This window comes from Streptomyces sp. NPDC002386 (genome assembly GCF_053593175.1).
The window spans coordinates 15270-32469 of the sequence record NZ_JBSFBX010000024.1 but is presented as its reverse complement, the minus strand read 5'-3'; the positions used below and the strand labels follow the sequence as shown (position 1 = coordinate 32469).

General features: G+C 70.9%; 14 protein-coding genes and 1 pseudogene. 5 read left to right on the top strand and 10 right to left on the bottom strand.

The features are described from left to right. Positions 1-43 precede the first annotated feature (43 nt). Positions 44-1036: a LacI family DNA-binding transcriptional regulator gene (locus ACWCPN_RS33150; RefSeq protein WP_451213944.1), complete on the bottom strand. Its 993-nt coding sequence runs from the start codon at positions 1034-1036 to the stop codon at positions 44-46. 554 nt (positions 1037-1590) lie between these two features. On the opposite strand from ACWCPN_RS33150, the gene ACWCPN_RS33145 reads away from it, so the two are divergent. Both ACWCPN_RS33145 and ACWCPN_RS33140 read left to right on the top strand, forming a co-directional pair. Beyond that, the gene (locus ACWCPN_RS33145) at positions 1591-2079 is read left to right on the top strand and encodes an ATP-binding protein (protein WP_451213941.1); all 489 of its coding nucleotides are present in this window, start codon (positions 1591-1593) and stop codon (positions 2077-2079) included. Positions 2080-2507: 428 nt separating this feature from the next. Beyond that, positions 2508-3257: a hypothetical protein gene (locus ACWCPN_RS33140; RefSeq protein WP_451213938.1), complete on the top strand. Its 750-nt coding sequence runs from the start codon at positions 2508-2510 to the stop codon at positions 3255-3257. Between the two features lie 187 nt (positions 3258-3444). Here ACWCPN_RS33140 and ACWCPN_RS33135 read toward each other — a convergent pair. From ACWCPN_RS33135 to ACWCPN_RS33125, 3 genes and pseudogenes are all read right to left on the bottom strand, one after another. After that, positions 3445-4675 (bottom strand): annotated as a pseudogene (locus ACWCPN_RS33135) (GNAT family N-acetyltransferase). A gap of 289 nt (positions 4676-4964) precedes the next feature. Next, a complete protein-coding gene (locus ACWCPN_RS33130; RefSeq protein ID WP_451213935.1) occupies positions 4965-5606 on the bottom strand; it encodes a response regulator in 642 nt (213 codons plus the stop codon). After that, positions 5603-6775 (bottom strand): sensor histidine kinase, encoded by a 1173-nt coding sequence (locus ACWCPN_RS33125; RefSeq protein ID WP_451213932.1) that lies wholly within the window; start codon positions 6773-6775, stop codon positions 5603-5605. The genes ACWCPN_RS33130 and ACWCPN_RS33125 overlap by 4 nt, the downstream gene beginning before the upstream one ends. A 150-nt stretch (positions 6776-6925) precedes the next feature. Here ACWCPN_RS33125 and ACWCPN_RS33120 point away from each other — a divergent pair, with 150 nt between their 5' ends. Beyond that, entirely contained in the window at positions 6926-7465 is a 540-nt protein-coding gene (locus ACWCPN_RS33120; protein ID WP_451213930.1) for a hypothetical protein, read from the top strand. Between the two features lie 149 nt (positions 7466-7614). Here the strand turns inward: ACWCPN_RS33120 and ACWCPN_RS33115 are convergent, their stop codons facing one another. Together ACWCPN_RS33115 and ACWCPN_RS33110 are read right to left on the bottom strand one after the other, a co-directional pair. After that, positions 7615-7902 carry a DUF6355 family natural product biosynthesis protein gene (locus ACWCPN_RS33115; RefSeq protein ID WP_451213927.1) on the bottom strand — a complete coding sequence of 96 codons (288 nt, stop codon included), beginning with the start codon at positions 7900-7902 and terminating at the stop codon, positions 7615-7617. 309 nt (positions 7903-8211) lie between these two features. Then, positions 8212-8748, bottom strand: a complete 537-nt coding sequence (locus ACWCPN_RS33110; protein ID WP_451213924.1) for a hypothetical protein — start codon at positions 8746-8748, stop codon at positions 8212-8214. 410 nt (positions 8749-9158) lie between these two features. Here ACWCPN_RS33110 and ACWCPN_RS33105 point away from each other — a divergent pair, with 410 nt between their 5' ends. After that, positions 9159-10571, top strand: a complete 1413-nt coding sequence (locus ACWCPN_RS33105; RefSeq protein ID WP_451213921.1) for a GAF domain-containing protein — start codon at positions 9159-9161, stop codon at positions 10569-10571. 69 nt (positions 10572-10640) lie between these two features. Here the strand turns inward: ACWCPN_RS33105 and ACWCPN_RS33100 are convergent, their stop codons facing one another. Both ACWCPN_RS33100 and ACWCPN_RS33095 read right to left on the bottom strand, forming a co-directional pair. Then, a complete protein-coding gene (locus ACWCPN_RS33100) occupies positions 10641-10907 on the bottom strand; it encodes a hypothetical protein (protein WP_451213918.1) in 267 nt (88 codons plus the stop codon). Positions 10908-11064: 157 nt separating this feature from the next. Continuing rightward, the gene (locus tag ACWCPN_RS33095; protein ID WP_451213915.1) at positions 11065-12402 is read right to left on the bottom strand and encodes a glycosyltransferase; all 1338 of its coding nucleotides are present in this window, start codon (positions 12400-12402) and stop codon (positions 11065-11067) included. 187 nt (positions 12403-12589) lie between these two features. Between ACWCPN_RS33095 and ACWCPN_RS33090 the strand changes: the two genes are divergently transcribed. Beyond that, positions 12590-14665 (top strand): glycosyltransferase family 4 protein, encoded by a 2076-nt coding sequence (locus ACWCPN_RS33090; protein WP_451213912.1) that lies wholly within the window; start codon positions 12590-12592, stop codon positions 14663-14665. Between the two features lie 115 nt (positions 14666-14780). On the opposite strand, the gene ACWCPN_RS33085 is transcribed toward ACWCPN_RS33090, so the two are convergent. Both ACWCPN_RS33085 and ACWCPN_RS33080 read right to left on the bottom strand, forming a co-directional pair. Beyond that, the gene (locus tag ACWCPN_RS33085; RefSeq protein WP_451213910.1) at positions 14781-15836 is read right to left on the bottom strand and encodes a MerR family transcriptional regulator; all 1056 of its coding nucleotides are present in this window, start codon (positions 15834-15836) and stop codon (positions 14781-14783) included. A 97-nt stretch (positions 15837-15933) separates the two neighbouring features. Further along, positions 15934-16551 (bottom strand): RNA polymerase sigma factor, encoded by a 618-nt coding sequence (locus ACWCPN_RS33080; protein ID WP_451213907.1) that lies wholly within the window; start codon positions 16549-16551, stop codon positions 15934-15936. Positions 16552-17200 lie beyond the last annotated feature (649 nt).

Sequence of the window (17200 nt, the reverse complement as noted above, 5' to 3'; positions counted from 1 at the left end):
GTGGTGTCGGGGTGGGTGGGACGCCTCGGCGGGCGTGCACCGCTCAGACCGAGGCCCGTGCGACGAACTCGGCCTTCACCCGGACGGTCTTGGGTACGCGCCGCCCCTCGAAACGCTCCCTGAGCAGCTGGGCGGCCGCGCGGCCGACGTCCTCCGCGGGATAGCGGATCGTCGTCAGCTGCGGCCGCACCAACGAGGCGAAGGAGGCGTCGTCGTGACCCACGAGCGCCACGTCGCCGGGTACGTCGATGCCGAGCTCGTGCGCCTTGTCCAGGGCACCGACCGCGATCACGTCGTTGGAGCAGAACACCGCGTCCGGCGGGTAGCGCCGGCTCATCAGCTCGGCGAACCCGGCGGCTCCCGCCTCCCGGGTGTGCTCGCCGCGCACCACGAGCGCTCCGGGCAGGGAGGTGCCGAACTGGCGGGCGAGTGCACGCAGAAGCTCCAGACGCGGGTCGCCGCCGGTGGCGTCCCGAGGCCCGGCGATCACCGCTATGCGGCGGCGTTTCGCGGCGGTCACCCCCTCCAGCGCCTGCCGGGTCGCGGCCCTGGCGTCGGGCGTCACCTGATCGACGGCCCCGAAGGGCACATCCGCGCTCACGACGGTCGGGATGCCGGCCCTCGACAGGGTGTCCAGATCCTTGGGCAGCAGCCGGAACGGAGTGATCACCACCCCGGCGAAGCGCTGCTGCACGGCCTCCGCCAACAGCGCCCGCTCCTCCTCGCGGTCGGCCCGGGTGTTGCAGACGACGACGTGCATGCCCAGGCCGCGGAGTTCTTCCTGGAGCGTGGCCGCGAGCTGCGCGAAGAACGGGTTGGCGATGTCGGGCACGATCAGCGCCACCAGGCTCGACCGTCCGGTCCTCAGGCTGCGCGCCGCGGTGTTCACGGCGAACCCGAGGTCGGCGATGGCGGCCTCGACCGCCGCACGCGTCACCGGGGAGACAGGCCGCTTGCCGGACAGGACATAGGAAACCGTAGCGGTCGATACGCCGGCGACCCGTGCGACGTCCGCCATGGTGACCTGCTCTCGCACTGCTCACGCTCCTTTCGCGTCGTCACCCTACTTCACGAGCGACAACGGCATGGAAGCGCTCTCTGCACGTGCCCCTTGCTTCCGTCCTGCTGCATCGCAGCGGGCAGCCACCGGTCGGCGACACCGGTCCTGCGGCGGGTTCGTGGCCGGTGGGTCCGCGCTTCCGTGGAGGCTCTGAGGGGCCCGGTACGGGCTGCACGGAGCGGTCCCTCTCGCGTCCCTGCGGTGCCACCGCCACCAGCACCGGGAGGCAACAGCGGGAACGTCGTCGGCCGGTGATTCGAGCGAGGGCAAGAGGCTGATTCGCTCAGTCGGCGCGACTTGCGGACAGGCTTCGCCGAGCGGCTGGACCGCCTCACGTACGCAAACGGCGCGTTGGTCCGCACATACCGAGCTGACCGCTTGGACGGAACGAGTAGGAGCGAAGGCGGTGACCGCGGCGTGAGAGGTCAGCAACCACCCGGCGGGCTCACCCGCCCCAGGGTAATTCGGCCCACCGGGCATCATTCCTGCCGGAGGGGGTATTCGCCGGAACTGTGAACGGGATATCGAAGATGACCGCGATCCGGCCGGCGCCGGCGGGTCCCAGTGGCAGCACGCCGGGCGAGCAGGCCTTGCAGGCCACCGCGGCCCTGGAAGGGGACGGCTCGGTCATCGCTCAGGCGCGCCGCTTGGCTGCCGACTTCCTCATCCGCGTCCAGGCTTCCCACGGACTGCCGGTCTCCGAGCGCGCCATGGATCTGACCCAGTTGGTGGTCAGCGAACTGGTCACCAACGCACGCAAGTACGCTCCGGGACCGGTGCTCCTGGACCTGCGGATCGCCGGAGACACCGTCGAGGTCGCGGTGTGGGACTCCGACCCGGTGCTGCCCATCGCCCGGGCCGCGGACGTCGGCCGTGTCGGGCAGCACGGCCTGGAGATCGTCATGGCAGTCTGCCAGGGCTTCGAAGCCCAGCGGGAGCCGGTCGGCAAGCGCATCACGGCCCGAATCGCCCTGATGGACGATCCGGGCGGCGCCATCGCGGGTCGCCACCCCCTGTAGCGGACAGTCCACGCATCGGCCGGCGCGGGTTCCTGCCCTGCGGGCCGCCCCGCCCGGGGCGGCAACAGCACCGTAGCGAGCCCCGGCCTGCCTTCGATGCCCGGCGGCCCGGGCTCACTTCAGGTGTCGAGTGAAGAAGTGAGCTGCGGCGTCCCCGGCGTACTGGGGGACGTTGGTGTGCCCGCCCATGCAGATGCCCGGGATATCGCCGAGGGTGAATCGCGTTCTACGGGCCAACCGCATCCCACCGTCGCACAGCAGTGGCAGTACTACCAGTACAAGGGTGCCGAGCGCCCTCACGTCGCCAAACGGCTCCCACGATCGCGATGCGAGGCCCTCAGCAGAGTTGAGTACGGCGTGAGTTACCCGGCTGGAGGTGAGTATGGGTACTCATGTGGGCAGTGATCGGCTTCCTGCATGTTGCGTGCATGCGATCGACATACCTCTCGAAGCCTGTTCTGGTGGCCGCGCTCGGCTGCGTCGTCCTGTCCGGCTGCGGAACGCGGCACGCCGCCGCTGGTCGAACTCCCGCGAGCAGCGCCGTCGCGGCGACGACGACCCCGCTGGATGCTCCGCGAAACGGTCCGGAGATGCGGTTCCTCGGGCTGATCAACCGCGTCACGCTGGAGTGCGCCCCAGACGCTGCCGTCGACAAGGGTGATGGTGCACCGCCCGAGCCGGAGGACCTGCCCGGTTGGGAGAATGCGCCCGCACCGAGATACGGGCCGGGCGAGACTCCGCCTGGGGTCGCGAACGCCGACGGCGACATTCGCGTTCCACTTCCTTCGGATGCTCCCGGGCCGCCGGAGTCGACCCCGTCCAGCGCCAAGCCGTCGCTCCGGGAGGTGCCGCTGACCGGCACCGAGAAGTGCAGCGGTAGAGCGCACGCAAGGCGGGTCCGTGAGGCGTTCGACAACACGGAGACGACCAGCTATCAGGCGATGCAGAAGCAGCTGACGGGCCTGAACTACCCGGCGTCGCGGATTCACCAGATGCCGAACCACGCGGGCGCGCCACGGGCAAGGCTCGACCTGCGCTTCATGGGCGACCACTTGGTTCTGGAGGTCACCGGCACCAGCAGCGGGGCGATCGTCGAAATGTTCGGGGTCCCGGAGGCGGAGGACGTGAAGGTGACCGACGTGAAGCGGAAGCCGAAGCTGGACGCGCCCAGGCCCTGAACGGACTCGCGCGGGACCTGCGCACGCAAGGGGAGGCGAGAGCGGACGCGCCAAGCGTGGAACTGAGTCGATGCCCCGACGTCCGGCCACTGTGGGGACGGCTGCCCGACAGGCGCTCGCCCGGAGCAGAGCAACGCCAACCTGCGGCGTGCCTGGATCGACCCACATGCGACCGGCGGGGGCGTGGTCAGAACCAGTGCAGGCACTGGGGGGAGCGCTCGGCGCGGAAGAGTGCGTCGGCCTGGGCGGCAGCGCCCAGGCTGTGGGCCCGGATATGTCCGGCCCGCACAAGCGTGCTCGGGGCGACGCCGCCGAGGTACACCGAACCGAGGTCGCTCACGTCCAGGGACAGGTCGGGCTCCCGATTCGTGGGAACGCAGTCGGCCTTGCCGTCCTGGACGGTCAGCAGGTAGCGGCCGTGCTCGCCAAGGAAGGGGTCTTCCACGTCGAGGACGAGCTCGCCGTCCACGAACCAGCCGCGCGCCGTCAGAGCACGCGGAATGTCCAGCAGCCGGACCCAGAGCCAGTCGGTGTCGCCGCTCACCTCACCGGCGCGGAAGTCCAAGAGCTGCCAGCGAAGTGGATGATCGGGCGGGACGTGTTTGAACACCACCCGAGAGACGAGGTCGTGTCCGAGTAGGAACCAGGCCATGGCTGTGAAGACTGCGTCGCCAGTGGTGATGGTCTCATCGACCGTGAGGGTGCCGGACTCGATCGCGTAGCTGGCGTACCCGTCGGGGACCCCTTCGGCGTCGCGGTGAACGACCACATATCGTGGGGCCGGCGAGATGGGGGGGCTGCCCCGCTCGCAAGGTCCACCATCGGTGCGGTCGGGACAGCGCGCCGGGCTGTGAGCGGCGATACCTGTCGTAGACCTCTTCCAGTATGTGTCCGCATTCGGCACGTCTGAGCACCTCGATGGAGCCGCCGTCCGAGCCGGTCGCGGGAGCGCCGGCCCCGCCACGCGCCCGCGGAACGGCGAGGGCAGCCTCATGGCGCGGTACCGTCAGCCGCGCCGTGTAGGTAGCAGGCCCATAGCCGAACCTGCCGTAGATCGGGGCCTCAGAGGCCAGCAGTACGGCGAGGAATTCGTCACGGGCCCGCAACTGGGCCAGCTGATGCCGCATCATCGCGGTCAGTACGCCCTGGCGCCGATGCGACGGCAGGACGCCGACGGCGGTCACCCCGGCGGCCGGGACGAGGGTCTCACCGGGCAGGGTGAGCTCGAAGGAGTAAGCGGCGGCGGTGCCGACAGGCAGCCCGTCGGTCGTCACGGCGAGCAGACAGCGGTCCGTCTCGAGCGCCGACCACCAGAGCCCACCACCTTCGATCGGGGTTTCCGGAAAGCGCCCGAACGCGGCATGGACTGTGGAGATGAAGCCCTCGAGGTCCTCATCGGTCGTTGAACGGATCTCCATTGCCGCCGTGGCCTCCTCGGATTTCGGCACCGCGACTGCGCGGTGTCCGGCCCCAGTGCAGCGTTGCCCCGCAGCCATGGCAAACGAATTACGGAGGGGGCGGCCGGTGGGCAGCGTGTTCGGCGGTGTTCCCGGGCAGGGCGGTGCCGGTGCCAAGGGTGACTGTGACGTCGACGTCCGCGGTGGACGACGGCGATGGCGTCCTGCGCCTCGAGCGCGGACGACGGCGGACCGGCCGTGAGTTACGACGGCGAGCGTGACCGCGGCAGCGGCCGCGTCCCAGTAGAGCCTAGATCCCCAAATCCTGCGCCAACACGGCCGCTTGCACCCGGCTGCGCAGCTCGAGCTTCGCCAGCATACGGCTGACGTGCGTCTTCACAGTGCCCTCCGCCATCGAGAGGCGCCGGGCGATCTCGGCGTTGGACAAGCCCTCGCCGACGCAGGACAGCACCTCCCGCTCGCGCCGGGTGAGCCCGTCCAGCACGGCGGGGTCACCGTTCGCCCCGCGCACCGGCCTCGCGGCGAACTCGGCGATCAGCCTCCGGGTGACCGCGGGGGCGACGATCCCCTCCCCGCGCGCCACCGTACGGACAGCGGCCAGCAGGTCCGCGGCCTCGGTGTTCTTCAGCAGGAACCCGGCCGCCCCCGCCTGCAGCGCCCCGAAGACGTACTCGTCGAGATCGAACGTGGTCAGCACCAGTACATCCGCGAGGCCCTCGTCGCTGATACGCCTGGTCGCCGCCACCCCGTCCAGGCGTGGCATCGACACGTCCATCAGGACCAGGTCGGGGCGCAGCTCACGCGCGAGTTCCACCGCCTGCTCGCCGTCCGCCGCCTCGCCGGCCACCTCGATGTCCGGCGCGCTGCGCAGGATCAGGACGAGTCCGGCGCGGACGGCTGCCTGGTCCTCGGCGACGAGTACTCGGATCATGCGGCGTCTCCCTCGGTGAGTGGAAAGGTGGCGTGTACGGTCCACACGTCGCCGTCGGGCCCGGCGGCGAAGGTGCCGCCGAGCAGCGTCGCCCGCTCCCGCATCCCCGTCAGACCGGCACCCGATCCGGGTGCGCGGGCCGTATCACCGGACCGGTAGGGGCTGGTCACGCGCACGTCCAAGGTGCCGCTTCGCTGCCGGAGGCCGATGTGGACGCGCCCCTTCGCCGCGTGCTTGAGGGCATTGGTGAGGGACTCCTGCACGACCCGGTACGCGGCCAGTTCCACGGGGGCGGGCACCGCGTCGTGACCGGCGTCCAGGGTCACGTCGAGGCCGTTGGCGCGGGCCCCGCCGACGAGTCCCCCGAGGCCGTCGAGGGTCGGGGTGGCCGCGGGTTCGAGATCGCCGTCGTTGTCCCGCAGGATCCCGATGAGCCGCCGCATCTCGGCCAGTCCGGCCACGCTGTTCTCCCGGATCACGCCCAGCGCGCCCTTCGACGTCTCCGGGTCGCCGAGGGAGAGCGCGGCGGTGGAGTGGATGGCGATCGCGGACAGGTGGTTGGCGATCACGTCGTGCAGCTCCCGGGCCATCCGCGCCCGCTCGGCGGTGACCGCCTGGGCCCGGTCCATCTCCGCCAGCAGCGCGATCTGTTCGGCCCGCAGCCGCGCAGCCTCGGCCGCGTCGCGATGGTTGCGGACCACCCAGCCGGTGGCGGCGGGCGCGAACGCCACCACGCCGATGCCCACGCCGATCAGCAGAGCCTGCGGATCGCGCCACAGCGCGGCCGGCAGGACCCCGCCGACGACCGTCAGCATGCCGGTGATCCAGGGGATGCGGCGGGCGGAGGCCGGGGTGCCGTAGAGGACAGCCGCGTACACCAGATCGGTGTACAGCACGACGGTGACGATGCTGCCGCAGGTCACCGTGTCCAGGATCAGCGCGGCGGTGCCGATCAGCAGACCGGCGCGGGGCGCGGTGCGGCGCAGCGGCTCGCAGGCGGCGGTCACCGCGAGCGGCACCAGCGGCGCCCATGAGACGTCCCAGAGCACGAGACCGTCCGAGGGCGTGCGCGGACGGATGCCGAGAACCCAGAGCAGCACCCCGCCGAGAAGGCCGCCTACGGCGATGCGCCAGTCGTCGCGGTGCGGGCGGGGGAGTGTGAGGGCCATGGCTCCATCCAACACGACCCGCAACTGCCGCGCCTGCACCCCGGGAAGGGTCCCGAACTGCATCTTTCGCTTACCCGGAAGTCGTCGCCACCGGCGACGGCCCAGCGTCCGGGCCACGCGAAGCTGGAAGCCGAGTGAAGGGAGCGGTCCGTGATCGTCGGACTCATCGCCGCCTGTGAGGTGGCCTTCTGGGTATTGCTGGCCGCCGGACTGGCCTTCCGCTACCCGCTGCGGATGCCCCGCACCGGGCTCGCGCTGCTGCTCTGCGAACCGCTGCTGGAGGTCGTGCTGTTCGTGGTCACCGCGATAGACCTGAAGAACGGAGCCGAGCCCGACTGGCGGCACGGACTCGCCGCCGTGTACATCGGCTTCACCGTCGGCCTCGGTCACTCGACGATCAAATGGGCGGACGCCCGCGTCGCCCACCGCTTCGCCGACGGCCCGCCGCCCGAGCGGCCCCCGAAGTACGGTATGGCCCGCGCCGTCCACGAATGGAAGGTCGCGGGCCGCTGGATCCTCGCCTCGGTGGTCGCCCTGGCCCTGCTGCAGGGGGCGGTCTGGTACGTGGGCGGGGACGGCGGGACCACCGGCCCGCTGCGGGCCTGGCAGTCGCGGATGTTGTGTCTGATCGGCATCAACGTGCTGATCGCCGCGAGCTACACGCTGGTCCCCAAGCGCGAGCCCTCGTGACCTGAGGTCAGGGCCCCCTCCACAGCGGGCGGCGGCTTCGTCCAGGATCGGTCACGAGCAACCGACTCCAAGGGGCGCAGGTGTTGGGGGAACGGTCACCGCGCCCGTTCCCCCAACGACACCCGCTCAGCGCTTCCATGCTCCCTGGATCAGCATGTGCGGCCGGTATACCAGGCACCGTCGATACCGGAAGCGGAACCGATCCAGGTCACACCCGGCCCCACACACCGCTCGCTGTTCGGCCCCCAGTCGTCGATCTCGATGACGATGTGTGAACCGTCCGAGGTGCAGTGGTTGTAGTAGGCGTCGGAGTGGGTCTCGTAGAAGCCGCAAGGAGTCGCTGCGGCTTCACCGGCGCTCAGGGTGACCGCGCCGGCGGAGGTGAGCAGGAGAGCGACCGAACCGAGGGCACCGGTGGCCAGACGACGAAGACGCATAAGGGCTCCAAACGGTCGAGTGACGGCAGCTCGTATCGCAAGTGGCTGCCGATCCGTTGGGCACGAGCCTCGCAGCTCAGAGGGGGCCGCATTGGTCTCCAAGTGGACCGTTCACCCGGCAAATCGATTCACTTCTGCGCCGACCGGCTTATGTTCACCGTTTCCTACTGCGTCGGACCTCCAAGCCGCCCGGCGAACGCTGGCGTGCTGAGCCGGAGTCGGCCTCGTGGACGGCTGGACGAGCGACCACAAGAGCCGGGTTGGACGAGCCGGGCGGTGCATGAACGCCCGTGTCCGGTGCCGTTGGTGTCACCTGCGGATGTCGTCGCGATCTGGCGCGGCCTGTGGTTCGTGGCCGTCCTCTCCTGGGTCTCCCGCCAGTGACGGAGCGCTGCGGAGGCCGGTGAGGCCCACTTCGAAGCCACGGCCGAGTCGTGCGGAGTAGTTGTGCATGAAGCCGCACATGCATGCCACGACGGTGCCCAGCAGGATCATCAGGGCAACGACCACGACGGCGATGACCAGCGTCTGCGACAGCGACGGCGCCGCGTCAGGGGCCACGACGTACAACACCAGCGACGCGACGAACACGACGCCGAGGACGCACACCCCCAAGCCCCCCAGGACGAGGAAGCTCATCACCGTGATCGACCAGGGATTGGTCTCGGATATGCGTATGCGAGTGGACGAGCGCCGTGGATGGTGAGGGAGTGCCTCATCAGGGTCCTGCGCCTGCCGCGACGACTCGGTTTCGCGTGCCGTCGGATCCGGCACGATGCGGGACGCGATCCTCGGTGTCCGCATACGCGTCACGCTGAATATCCTGCCGCGCTTGGTGGGGCTCATGTTCACTCCCTGTCTGGGCCCCCACCTCGGACGTTAGGTGTAGTCGTGCGGTCTCGCACCCCAGGCGATGACGGTGAGTGACCAGGGGTGCCTCATCGGTGAAAGTTCGCGGGCAGCGAGCGCCGACACACGCGCCACCTCCGCTCCAGGTGCGGCGGCAGCTTCGCGGGAGCAAGCCTCGCCTCAGGGGTGCGCCGGCGATCTGGCGGAGCCGCTTCTCTGGTCGAATCAGCGTTCCTGGTCGGCGGACGGCCTCGTCTCCCGCTTGCCGGCCCCGCTCTCGGCGGACGGCTTCCCGGGCCTGGCGCAGCGGCGGCCCAGGCGTCCTCGGCGAGCGTCGGTAAGGCGGCACAGGGGATAAAGTGCTGTTGTCGCCGTAACAGGGTGACATCGACTCTCCGGAGAAACCGATGGCGCGGTTCCCGAACGCAGACGCTGCCGGTTCCGTACGCGGCCCGCCCGACGGCACATCTGACCTGCTGCTTTTCATGGATCCCGGGCGCACGGAGCCGGACCGTGCCGTACAGGACCTGCTCGACCGCGCCGATGAGGCGCTGCGCACACAGGGTCGGCTCCGGGAAGTGTTCCGCGCCGTTCTGCTCGTCGGCGCCGATGCCACCTCCCCAGTCGTCCTGGATCGCCTGGTGACCGCGGCCCGCGATCTGTCGCACGCGCGCCATGCCGCCCTCGCGATGTTCGACGCGGCCGACGGCCCGCCCCGGTTCCGCCCGGAATGCGCCCGCTCCCCGGCCTCCGAGGCTTCCAGGGCATGCGGTACCGGAGGTCGGAGCGTTGTACGGCAGCTCGCCGACGCTCATCAGCCCCTCCGCATCGAGGACTCGGCCGCCCACGTGATCCCCATCGGCTGGATGCCTGGGCCGGCACCGCTGCGGACCTTCCTCGGCGTGCCGATTCGTGTCCGCGGCAAGACCATGGCCGCACTGTGCCTGGGTGACAAGACCGGACCGGGCGCGGCGCCGGAGCTGTTCAGCGACGAGGACGAGGAACAGGTACAAGTGCTGGCCCGGGCTGCCGGGCTGATCATCGACAACGCCCGCCTGTTCCAGCAGACCTGGCGCGAAACGGCCTGGCTGCATGCCGCGACCGGGGCCACCGCCATCCTGCTGACCGGTGCCGACACGAATCAGGCGCTCGCGTGGATCACGGACCGGGCCCGGTGCGCCGCCGACGCAGACCTCGCTGCCATCGCTGTGCCCGAGAGCGACGACCGCCTCGTGATCGTACTCGCAGCCGGCCAGAACGCCCCGGGCGTGGCAGGGCGGCGCCTGCCCAGGCAGGGATCGCTGTGCGGTCGCGTGTTGACCAGCGGCACACCGCGGCTGAGCTCCCATCTGGCTGCGGACGAGCGCGCCCTTGGCCCGCACACCTCCTGGTCGGCGCACCTCGGGCCGGCCATGCTCGTCCCTCTTGCCGACGGCGAATCAACCGGGGTTCTGCTTGTCACTCGGCGACCCGGGCGGCCCGCTTTCGACGAGCCCCAACTCGGCGCACTGGCCGGCTTCGCCGCTCAAACAACCTTCGCCTGGAACCTGGCCGCGCAACGCAACGACACGCAGTCCGTCGCCCGACTCCAGGACCCCGAACGCATCGCCCAGGCTCTGCACGACCGTGTCGTCACGGACGTCTTCGGCATCGGCCTCACACTCAACAGCCTGGCTGTCCGTGCACCCGGTGACCTCCATGAGCGCATCCTCGAGACCGTCGACCGCCTCGACGGCGTCGTGAAGGACATACGTGCCACCGTTCTCGCCCTGCAATCAGCCCGCCGCGGCCGCACCTGGCCGGAGAACCCGGGGCCGTGACCCGCGAAGTGACGCTCCGACTCGCCGGGACGGACTTCGATGCCTCCATCCCGGGCAGCAGCGGGGCTGTCAGGGCTGTTCGCCCGCGCCGGCTGGGCGGACGGCGAGAACGACGGCACGGCCGTAGCCGAGGATGTCGTAGATCAGGCCGCCGTATCCGGGGGGCACGGTGCCGGCCGGGTTCGACGGTGGGTGGAAGTCGGAGGCGGCCAGTAGCTTGCCGGTGCGGGTGTCGCGCCACTGGATCTGGTCCATGCAGTTGGCGCCGACGGGCCCGTAGTCGAACTTCGTCGGGTCCGTCTCGGTGTTGGAGTGGGCGTTGGCGTTGACGAACACCCGCTTGTCGGCCGGCCCGATGGGGGTGATGCAACTGTTGCTGCGCCGCTCGACCTCGTAACGGCGATTGCGGCGGCATCCGGCGAGCGGGCCATGGCGGGTTCAATGGACCGCAGTGGCGTCGTCGGAAGCGCCACAAGTGAGGCCGGCGCGCGGTTCACTGAGTGGACGCCCGATCAGCCATCGTCGCCATGAGGTGCCGGGCCGCCCAGTCGGGGCCGCGTCGGCCGAGTTCACGGGCCCAATGTGGCATACGCGGCCGCACGGTGGCGGCCAGTAGCCCGAGCGTCGTCGCCACGTCACCGCGCGCCAGCGCGTTGGGGTCGAGCACGAGCCCCACGCCCGCCCGCTCCGCGTCCCGTGCGATGGCGAACTGGTCGCTGGACAGAGGCAGGACCAGAGCCGGCACCCCGGCGCGCAGGCATTCGGTGAACGAGTTGCCCCCACCGTGATGCACCATGGCGTCCACGTGCCCGAGCAACTGCTGCTGCGGAACCGTGGACCGCACGACGACGCGTTCTCCGGCCAGGTCGGCGAGCGCCTCCGCACGGTCACCCGCGGCGACGACGACAGCCGTGTCGGCGCAACCCTCCAGCACATCCGACACCACGGAGCGCAGCACGTCGGCGCGGGCCGACAGAAACGTTCCCAGAGCGACGAGCACGATCTTCCCGGAGCGCGCGCGCAGCAGTTCCAATTGCCCTGCCCATTCCGAGGACAAGGGTGCTGCCGGACCTGTCATGTGTCCCGCGAAGAAGTGCTCGGGACCGCTGGGTGGGGCCGGCAACCACGGCACTTCGGGGTAGGCGTAGACGACCGCCCAGGGTGAGGTCAGAGCGAAAGCGCGACGCGGGACCGGTGCATGTGGCGCCTTGTCGTTGACGAAGGCGGCGAACAGTTCGGTGAACAGACGGTCGTTCGCCCCGGCGACCGCCCGCAGCTCGGCCAGCTGCGACGGCTGGGGACGCAGGACTCCCGGCCAGTCGTAGGGCACGCCGAACAAGGCGTCCCGTCCCGACAGCACGTAGGTCGGATGTCCGGGGCAGAACGTCGCGTACGCCAGTCCCATACAGTGCAAGGCCAGGGTCACTGGATAACTGAGCTGGTCGACGACGTACCAGTCGGGCCGCAGCCGGTCGTCGACAGCCCGCAGTGCCGCGTGAACCTCCTCGGGGTCGGCGAGCATGTCCGCTTGCCGGTGCCGCGCCTGGGTGACCAGCGCCTCGACCGCACCCTTCCCGGTGGCCTGCACGAACTCGGACAACCGGGCGGCCTCGTCCGCTGCCTGCTCGGTGGCCTCCGCCACACCGGTGTTGGCGTTGCGCGTCACGGTCAGCGGCACGAAGCCGACGCCGGCACGCACCGCGAGCTCTTCGAAAGCGGGAGCGCAGGCGAAATACACCTCCGCACCTCGCGCACCGAGCGCCGCCGCCAGCACGGACAGGGGGGCGGCGTGAGAGGCGAAGGGCGGGCTGACGACGACGATACGTGGCATAACCGCGGCTTCCCCGGCCGACGCCCCTGCGGATGCACCTCGGTGTTCTGCCCGCAGCGCACGGGCCCGGCACCCTGTCCCGCCCGTCGGCCGGCATCCGGCACACCGTCTGGTCCGGATGGTGCATCCGCCCGACGCGCGGCGGGCGAAACCATCCGCGAACCCCCCGAGCAACCAAGGAGAGACGGTGGCCGTAGCCGTATCCGCACCACCTTCGCGGCATGGTGCCACGCGCTGTGCGGACGCGGACCCGCTGATCGCCGCACGCCACGCGTTCTACACAGCTCCCCGCGCGAGCACCCCGCACCAGCCCTCCCTCCCGCAGAACGGTGAGGAAGCGGCACCGGGTGACCTCGGCCGTCTGCTGGAGGCCGAGTACTCCTGCGGGCCCCGCAGCGTGACGACGGACCTGGACTCGGGGCTCAGCCGCGAGGACGTCGTCACCGCGGCCCTGCGGCAGGCATGCCGCCTCGCCGTCCCCCTCACCCCCGACGCGGTGCTGACCCAGGCCCGGGGAGGCCCTCGTACGACCGCGGTCCTCAGCGAGATGTGGCCGCAGACGGTGCAGCGGTACGGGACCGAGTGGGCCGAAGAGGCCCTGCACCGCGAGCTGCGGGCGTCCTCGTCCGGCGCCGAACGCACTGCCCTGCTGCTCGATCTCGCCGAGACGACCGGACTGTGCCCGGTCACCGCGGCCGACGCGGCGGCCCTGGCCGCGGACGGGGACCGCGGCGTGCGGCACGCCGCATGGCGCTACCTGCATCGGCACCCCGACGGGGCGGCATATCTGCCCGACGTCGGGGCAGCGGCCGACGTCTATGAACGCCTCCTCCTCGGCCCCCTCCCTCCCGTGCGCGCGGCAGAACCGGCCCGGCCTGGCCTCGTGATCGCTCAGGCCATGCTCGTCGGTGGACTCGACACGCCGGGCCAAGGACAAAGCGGCGGGCTGTCCGTCCTGCTGGGCGGCCTGGGCGACCACATCGCGGCACACCAGGACGTAGCGGCCGTCATCACCGTGGTGCCCGCCGGGCACGAGGCACTCATAGCCGACCCCCGCCTGCTGCGCGAACGCCGACCAGGACACCTGGTACTGCACCTACCGGTCGACGCGCCGGCCGCGCCCCAGCAGCACCGGATGCACGAGCACCGCGCGGCACTCGCATGGTGGGCCACGCGGCTCCTGCGGGCCCTGCGGCGGCCGGTGGACGTGCTGCACCTGCGGTACGCGGACGACGGCAGCCTGGCCCTCGCCCAAGCGGCTCGCCGCATCGGCACACGCCTTGTCTTCACCGCCGCGCCGGATCCCCACCGCGAGATCTCGGCGAAATACGCCCGGGCCGGCCGGTCCGACGCGGAGGCAGCCGAACCGCTCCGGCACGATCTGCACCGGGTCTTCCTCGCCGACCGCCTCGTCGACCACGCCGACACCGTGATCGGCATCCCCGGCCGCGAGGGCATTCAGGAGCTGGTTCGGTACTTTCCCGTCCTCGGCACCCGCTACGGGGTGGCCGGCCCCGCCGCGCCACCCGAGGGAATCGCCCCCTACGTCCCGGCCGCGCACGAGTCGACGCTGCGGAGAGAGATGCTGGCCGAGCTGTTCAGCGACGGTGACCGGGGCGACGCCTTGGCACCGGGGGACCGCAAGCTGCCCCTGCTGCTCTGCGTGGGCCGCCTGCATCCCGTGAAGCAGCAGGATTTGTTGCTGCGGACCTGGCTCGCCACCGGGCTGTGGCGCCGAACGACGCTGGTCCTGGTGGGCGGCGCCACCGACCGGCCCACCCCGGCCGAACAGCAGATGCGCACCGTCCTGCGCGAACTCATCGAAGATCACCCTGCGGCGGCACGCCGTCTGGCCCTCCTGCCGGCCATGCCCAACGACCGGGTACGCCGCCTGGAGCGGGCGCTGGCCGATCCGGCCGAAGGAATCCGGACGTGGTACGTGTGCCCCAGCAGCAAGGAGGAGTTCGGCATCGCCATCCTCGAGGCCATGGAAGCCGGCCTGCCCGCGGCAGCCCCGCGTCGTGGGGGAGTGGGCCACTACCTGGCCGACGGCATCAACGGGATGCTGATGGACACCGCTTCCCCGGCCGGACTGGCCCAGGGGCTGCGCCGACTCACCGCCGTGCCCGAAAGCCGACGCCGGCGTCTGGCCCGGGCCGCGCGCCAGACGGCGACGGCGCGCTTCGCGGTGACCGACATGGCGGACGCCCTGGTCCACGAGTATGCCCGGACAGGGCGAACGCCCGACTCAACCGTCCAGTAACTCCGGCGAACCCTTCGGCCTTCCATGCCCGTTCCGACGTCGGTGCCGTCGTCGGAACGGGCGATGATCACTCCAGGAGCGAGGACGCCGCGAGACCAGGCAGCGAGCACAGGTCTCATCGCATTGGCATGGCGCCCCGGTGGAGCTCGGTCAGCACACGAACGGCGTCACGCAGGTTCGTCACCTGCCTCAGGTCCAGCGAATCGTCCGCCAGGGAGGGCCACCCGGGGCCGCACAGCAGCACGGGGGAGTTGGTACGCGCGCCGTGGACACCCCACCGGGCCGCTGCGACGCGACGTGCCAGGCGGAGGTCCGCCGTGGGGCGGGTCTGGGACCACAGGGCCACTCCGGCAGGCGCGACACGCTGGACCGTACTCATCAGCGCGTCGGGAGGCACGGCGGTCCCCAGCATGAGCACGGTCAGCCCGTCGTCGGCCAGCACTGCGGCCAGCACCTCGAAAGGGAGGGTGTGGTACTCCCCGGCCGGACAGGACAGTACGACGGGAAGGGCGAGGGCACGCTGATCGTCACGAGCCGCGGATTCGACGTACCGGTGCCGCAACGTCGACGAGATGTGCCAGGACAGCAGGTGCTCGACCTCGACGTACCGCTCGCCGGACGACTGCCACTTGCGGCCGACCGCACGCAGCGCGGGCGCCATCACCTCCTCCCAGGCCACAGCGGGCCCGTGGGCGGTCACCGCCTCGCGCAGCCGTTGCTGCACCTCGAAGGCGTCCATCCGCATCGCGGCTCGTGCCAGACCTCTGCATTCGCGCCGCACACGTCCGAGCGGCAGCCCGCTTCCTGCCTGCTCGTGACGGACCATGGCCTCGGCCTCGTCGTCATGTGCAGTGAGGGGGACCCCTCCGGCCGGTGCTTGGGTCGTGTCCGTGCGGTGTGCGTGTCGCTGTGCCACGCGGGCGGCTGCCGCCGGTGACATGCCGGTGGCGGTGAGCTGGCACATCTCCCGCATCATCGCCACGTCGTCGGTCGACCAGCGCCGATGGTGGCCGTCCGCCCGCACCGCCGGCCCGAGTCCGTAACGACGGTCCCAGGATCGCAAGGTCGTCGGGGAGACCCCGAGCAGACGGGCGAGCTGACCAGTGGTCATCCGCGCCTCCGGGGCGAGATCACCGTGCTGCATCGTGGGTATGACCCGACCGTTCGTCATGCAGGTGATTCGGACGTCGTGAGGCGCGCGGATGCGGTGCCGCCTGGGAGCGACCCGTCCGCGACACGTCAAGCGGACTTGCAGCGTTAGTGCGCGCTCAGGCCGAGACGGCGTCTGGCCGAGCGCTTTCCAACGCGTCACCGAGGCGCTGCAGACCCCGTCGTGCGTGGCTCTTGACCGTCCCCAGGGGCCAGCCTGTCACCTGGGCGATCTGCGTCTGCGTGAGGTCCTCGAAGAAGGAGAGCGTCAGAACAGTGCGCTGCGGCCCGCTGAGCCGAGCCAGCGACTGACTCACCAGAACGCGGTCGAGCACCGCTTGCGGTTCGGACCCGCCGCGTCCCCCGTCCGCGGCGAGCGCAGAACCGGCTACAGCGACGAGATCGGCTCGCCGCGTGCGGGCCTGCAGCGCATCGGCGATCTTGCGCCGGGTGATACCGACCAGCCAGGCCGACAAGGTGCCACGGTCAGGACGGAAGCCGGCGCGGCCGCGCCAGGCCGCCAGGAACACGGTCTGCGTCACGTCCTCCGCTTCCTGGGTATCACCCAGCACACGGCGCGCCAGTGTCTGCACCATCCCGCCCCATGTCCGGTACACCTCGGCCAGTGCGGCCTCGTCACCGGCCGCGAACCGGTCCGGGAGATCCACCGCGTCACCGCAAGGAGGGTGCACGCGCGTACCGGCGGGGCGTTCGCGGACTGTGTGCGTGGGCGCCATGGTCGCTCACTCCCGTTCTGGGTCACGGGCGTCCCCCGGCCGGGGGCGCCCGCACCATCCACGGCTGGTGGATCGTGCAGGTCCACAGTCACCGGCTCCTGCTATCCGAAACAACTTGCACCGATATTGCATCGAATGCATTTCGCCCGGGCTTGCCTGTCGAGTTGACCAGAGGGGCGCCGCTCCGGCGCGAAAGCACCGTGCCGACTGCGCCAACCGGAACGACCGGATCAGTAGCGGTCCATAGCCCTCAAGCCCGGCGGACGCCTCGTCGCCATCACCGTCAACCCCGGCTACGACGTGCACGGCGACGACTGGCCCCGCTACGGCCTGACCGTCCTTGCGGCCCGGCCCGCCCCCGCCCGCCGACGCGTGCTCTCCTCGCCGACGCGGTCAGGGCCCGCCGGCAACCCCGCTGCCCGAGGTCCCCCGCGAGGCTGTCAGGCCGCTCCCAAGGCCTGCCCGGCCCTGTGGTCGATGCCGTCGCCGATACCCGGCTCTCCACTGGGCTCGATCTCGGCAGAGCGGCTTGGCACCCGGACGCGTACAGATGGGGGAGGAGCGGGCGACGTCCTCGCCCATCTTCACGCCTTTACCGCTGCCTCACCTCGCGTGGCAGGACGGCGCGCTCGTTCCGCCCCCACAGCGG

Coding starts and splice junctions, on each gene's coding strand:
- ACWCPN_RS33125 (WP_451213932.1), bottom strand. CDS start 6,775: ATGGCCCTCACACTCCCCCGCCCGCACCGCGACGACTGGCGCATCGCC.
- ACWCPN_RS33095 (WP_451213915.1), bottom strand. CDS start 12,402: ATGCCACGTATCGTCGTCGTCAGCCCGCCCTTCGCCTCTCACGCCGCC.
- ACWCPN_RS33110 (WP_451213924.1), bottom strand. CDS start 8,748: ATGAGCCCCACCAAGCGCGGCAGGATATTCAGCGTGACGCGTATGCGG.
- ACWCPN_RS33140 (WP_451213938.1), top strand. CDS start 2,508: ATGCGATCGACATACCTCTCGAAGCCTGTTCTGGTGGCCGCGCTCGGC.
- ACWCPN_RS33080 (WP_451213907.1), bottom strand. CDS start 16,551: ATGGCGCCCACGCACACAGTCCGCGAACGCCCCGCCGGTACGCGCGTG.
- ACWCPN_RS33085 (WP_451213910.1), bottom strand. CDS start 15,836: ATGACGAACGGTCGGGTCATACCCACGATGCAGCACGGTGATCTCGCC.
- ACWCPN_RS33105 (WP_451213921.1), top strand. CDS start 9,159: ATGGCGCGGTTCCCGAACGCAGACGCTGCCGGTTCCGTACGCGGCCCG.
- ACWCPN_RS33145 (WP_451213941.1), top strand. CDS start 1,591: ATGACCGCGATCCGGCCGGCGCCGGCGGGTCCCAGTGGCAGCACGCCG.
- ACWCPN_RS33115 (WP_451213927.1), bottom strand. CDS start 7,902: ATGCGTCTTCGTCGTCTGGCCACCGGTGCCCTCGGTTCGGTCGCTCTC.
- ACWCPN_RS33130 (WP_451213935.1), bottom strand. CDS start 5,606: ATGATCCGAGTACTCGTCGCCGAGGACCAGGCAGCCGTCCGCGCCGGA.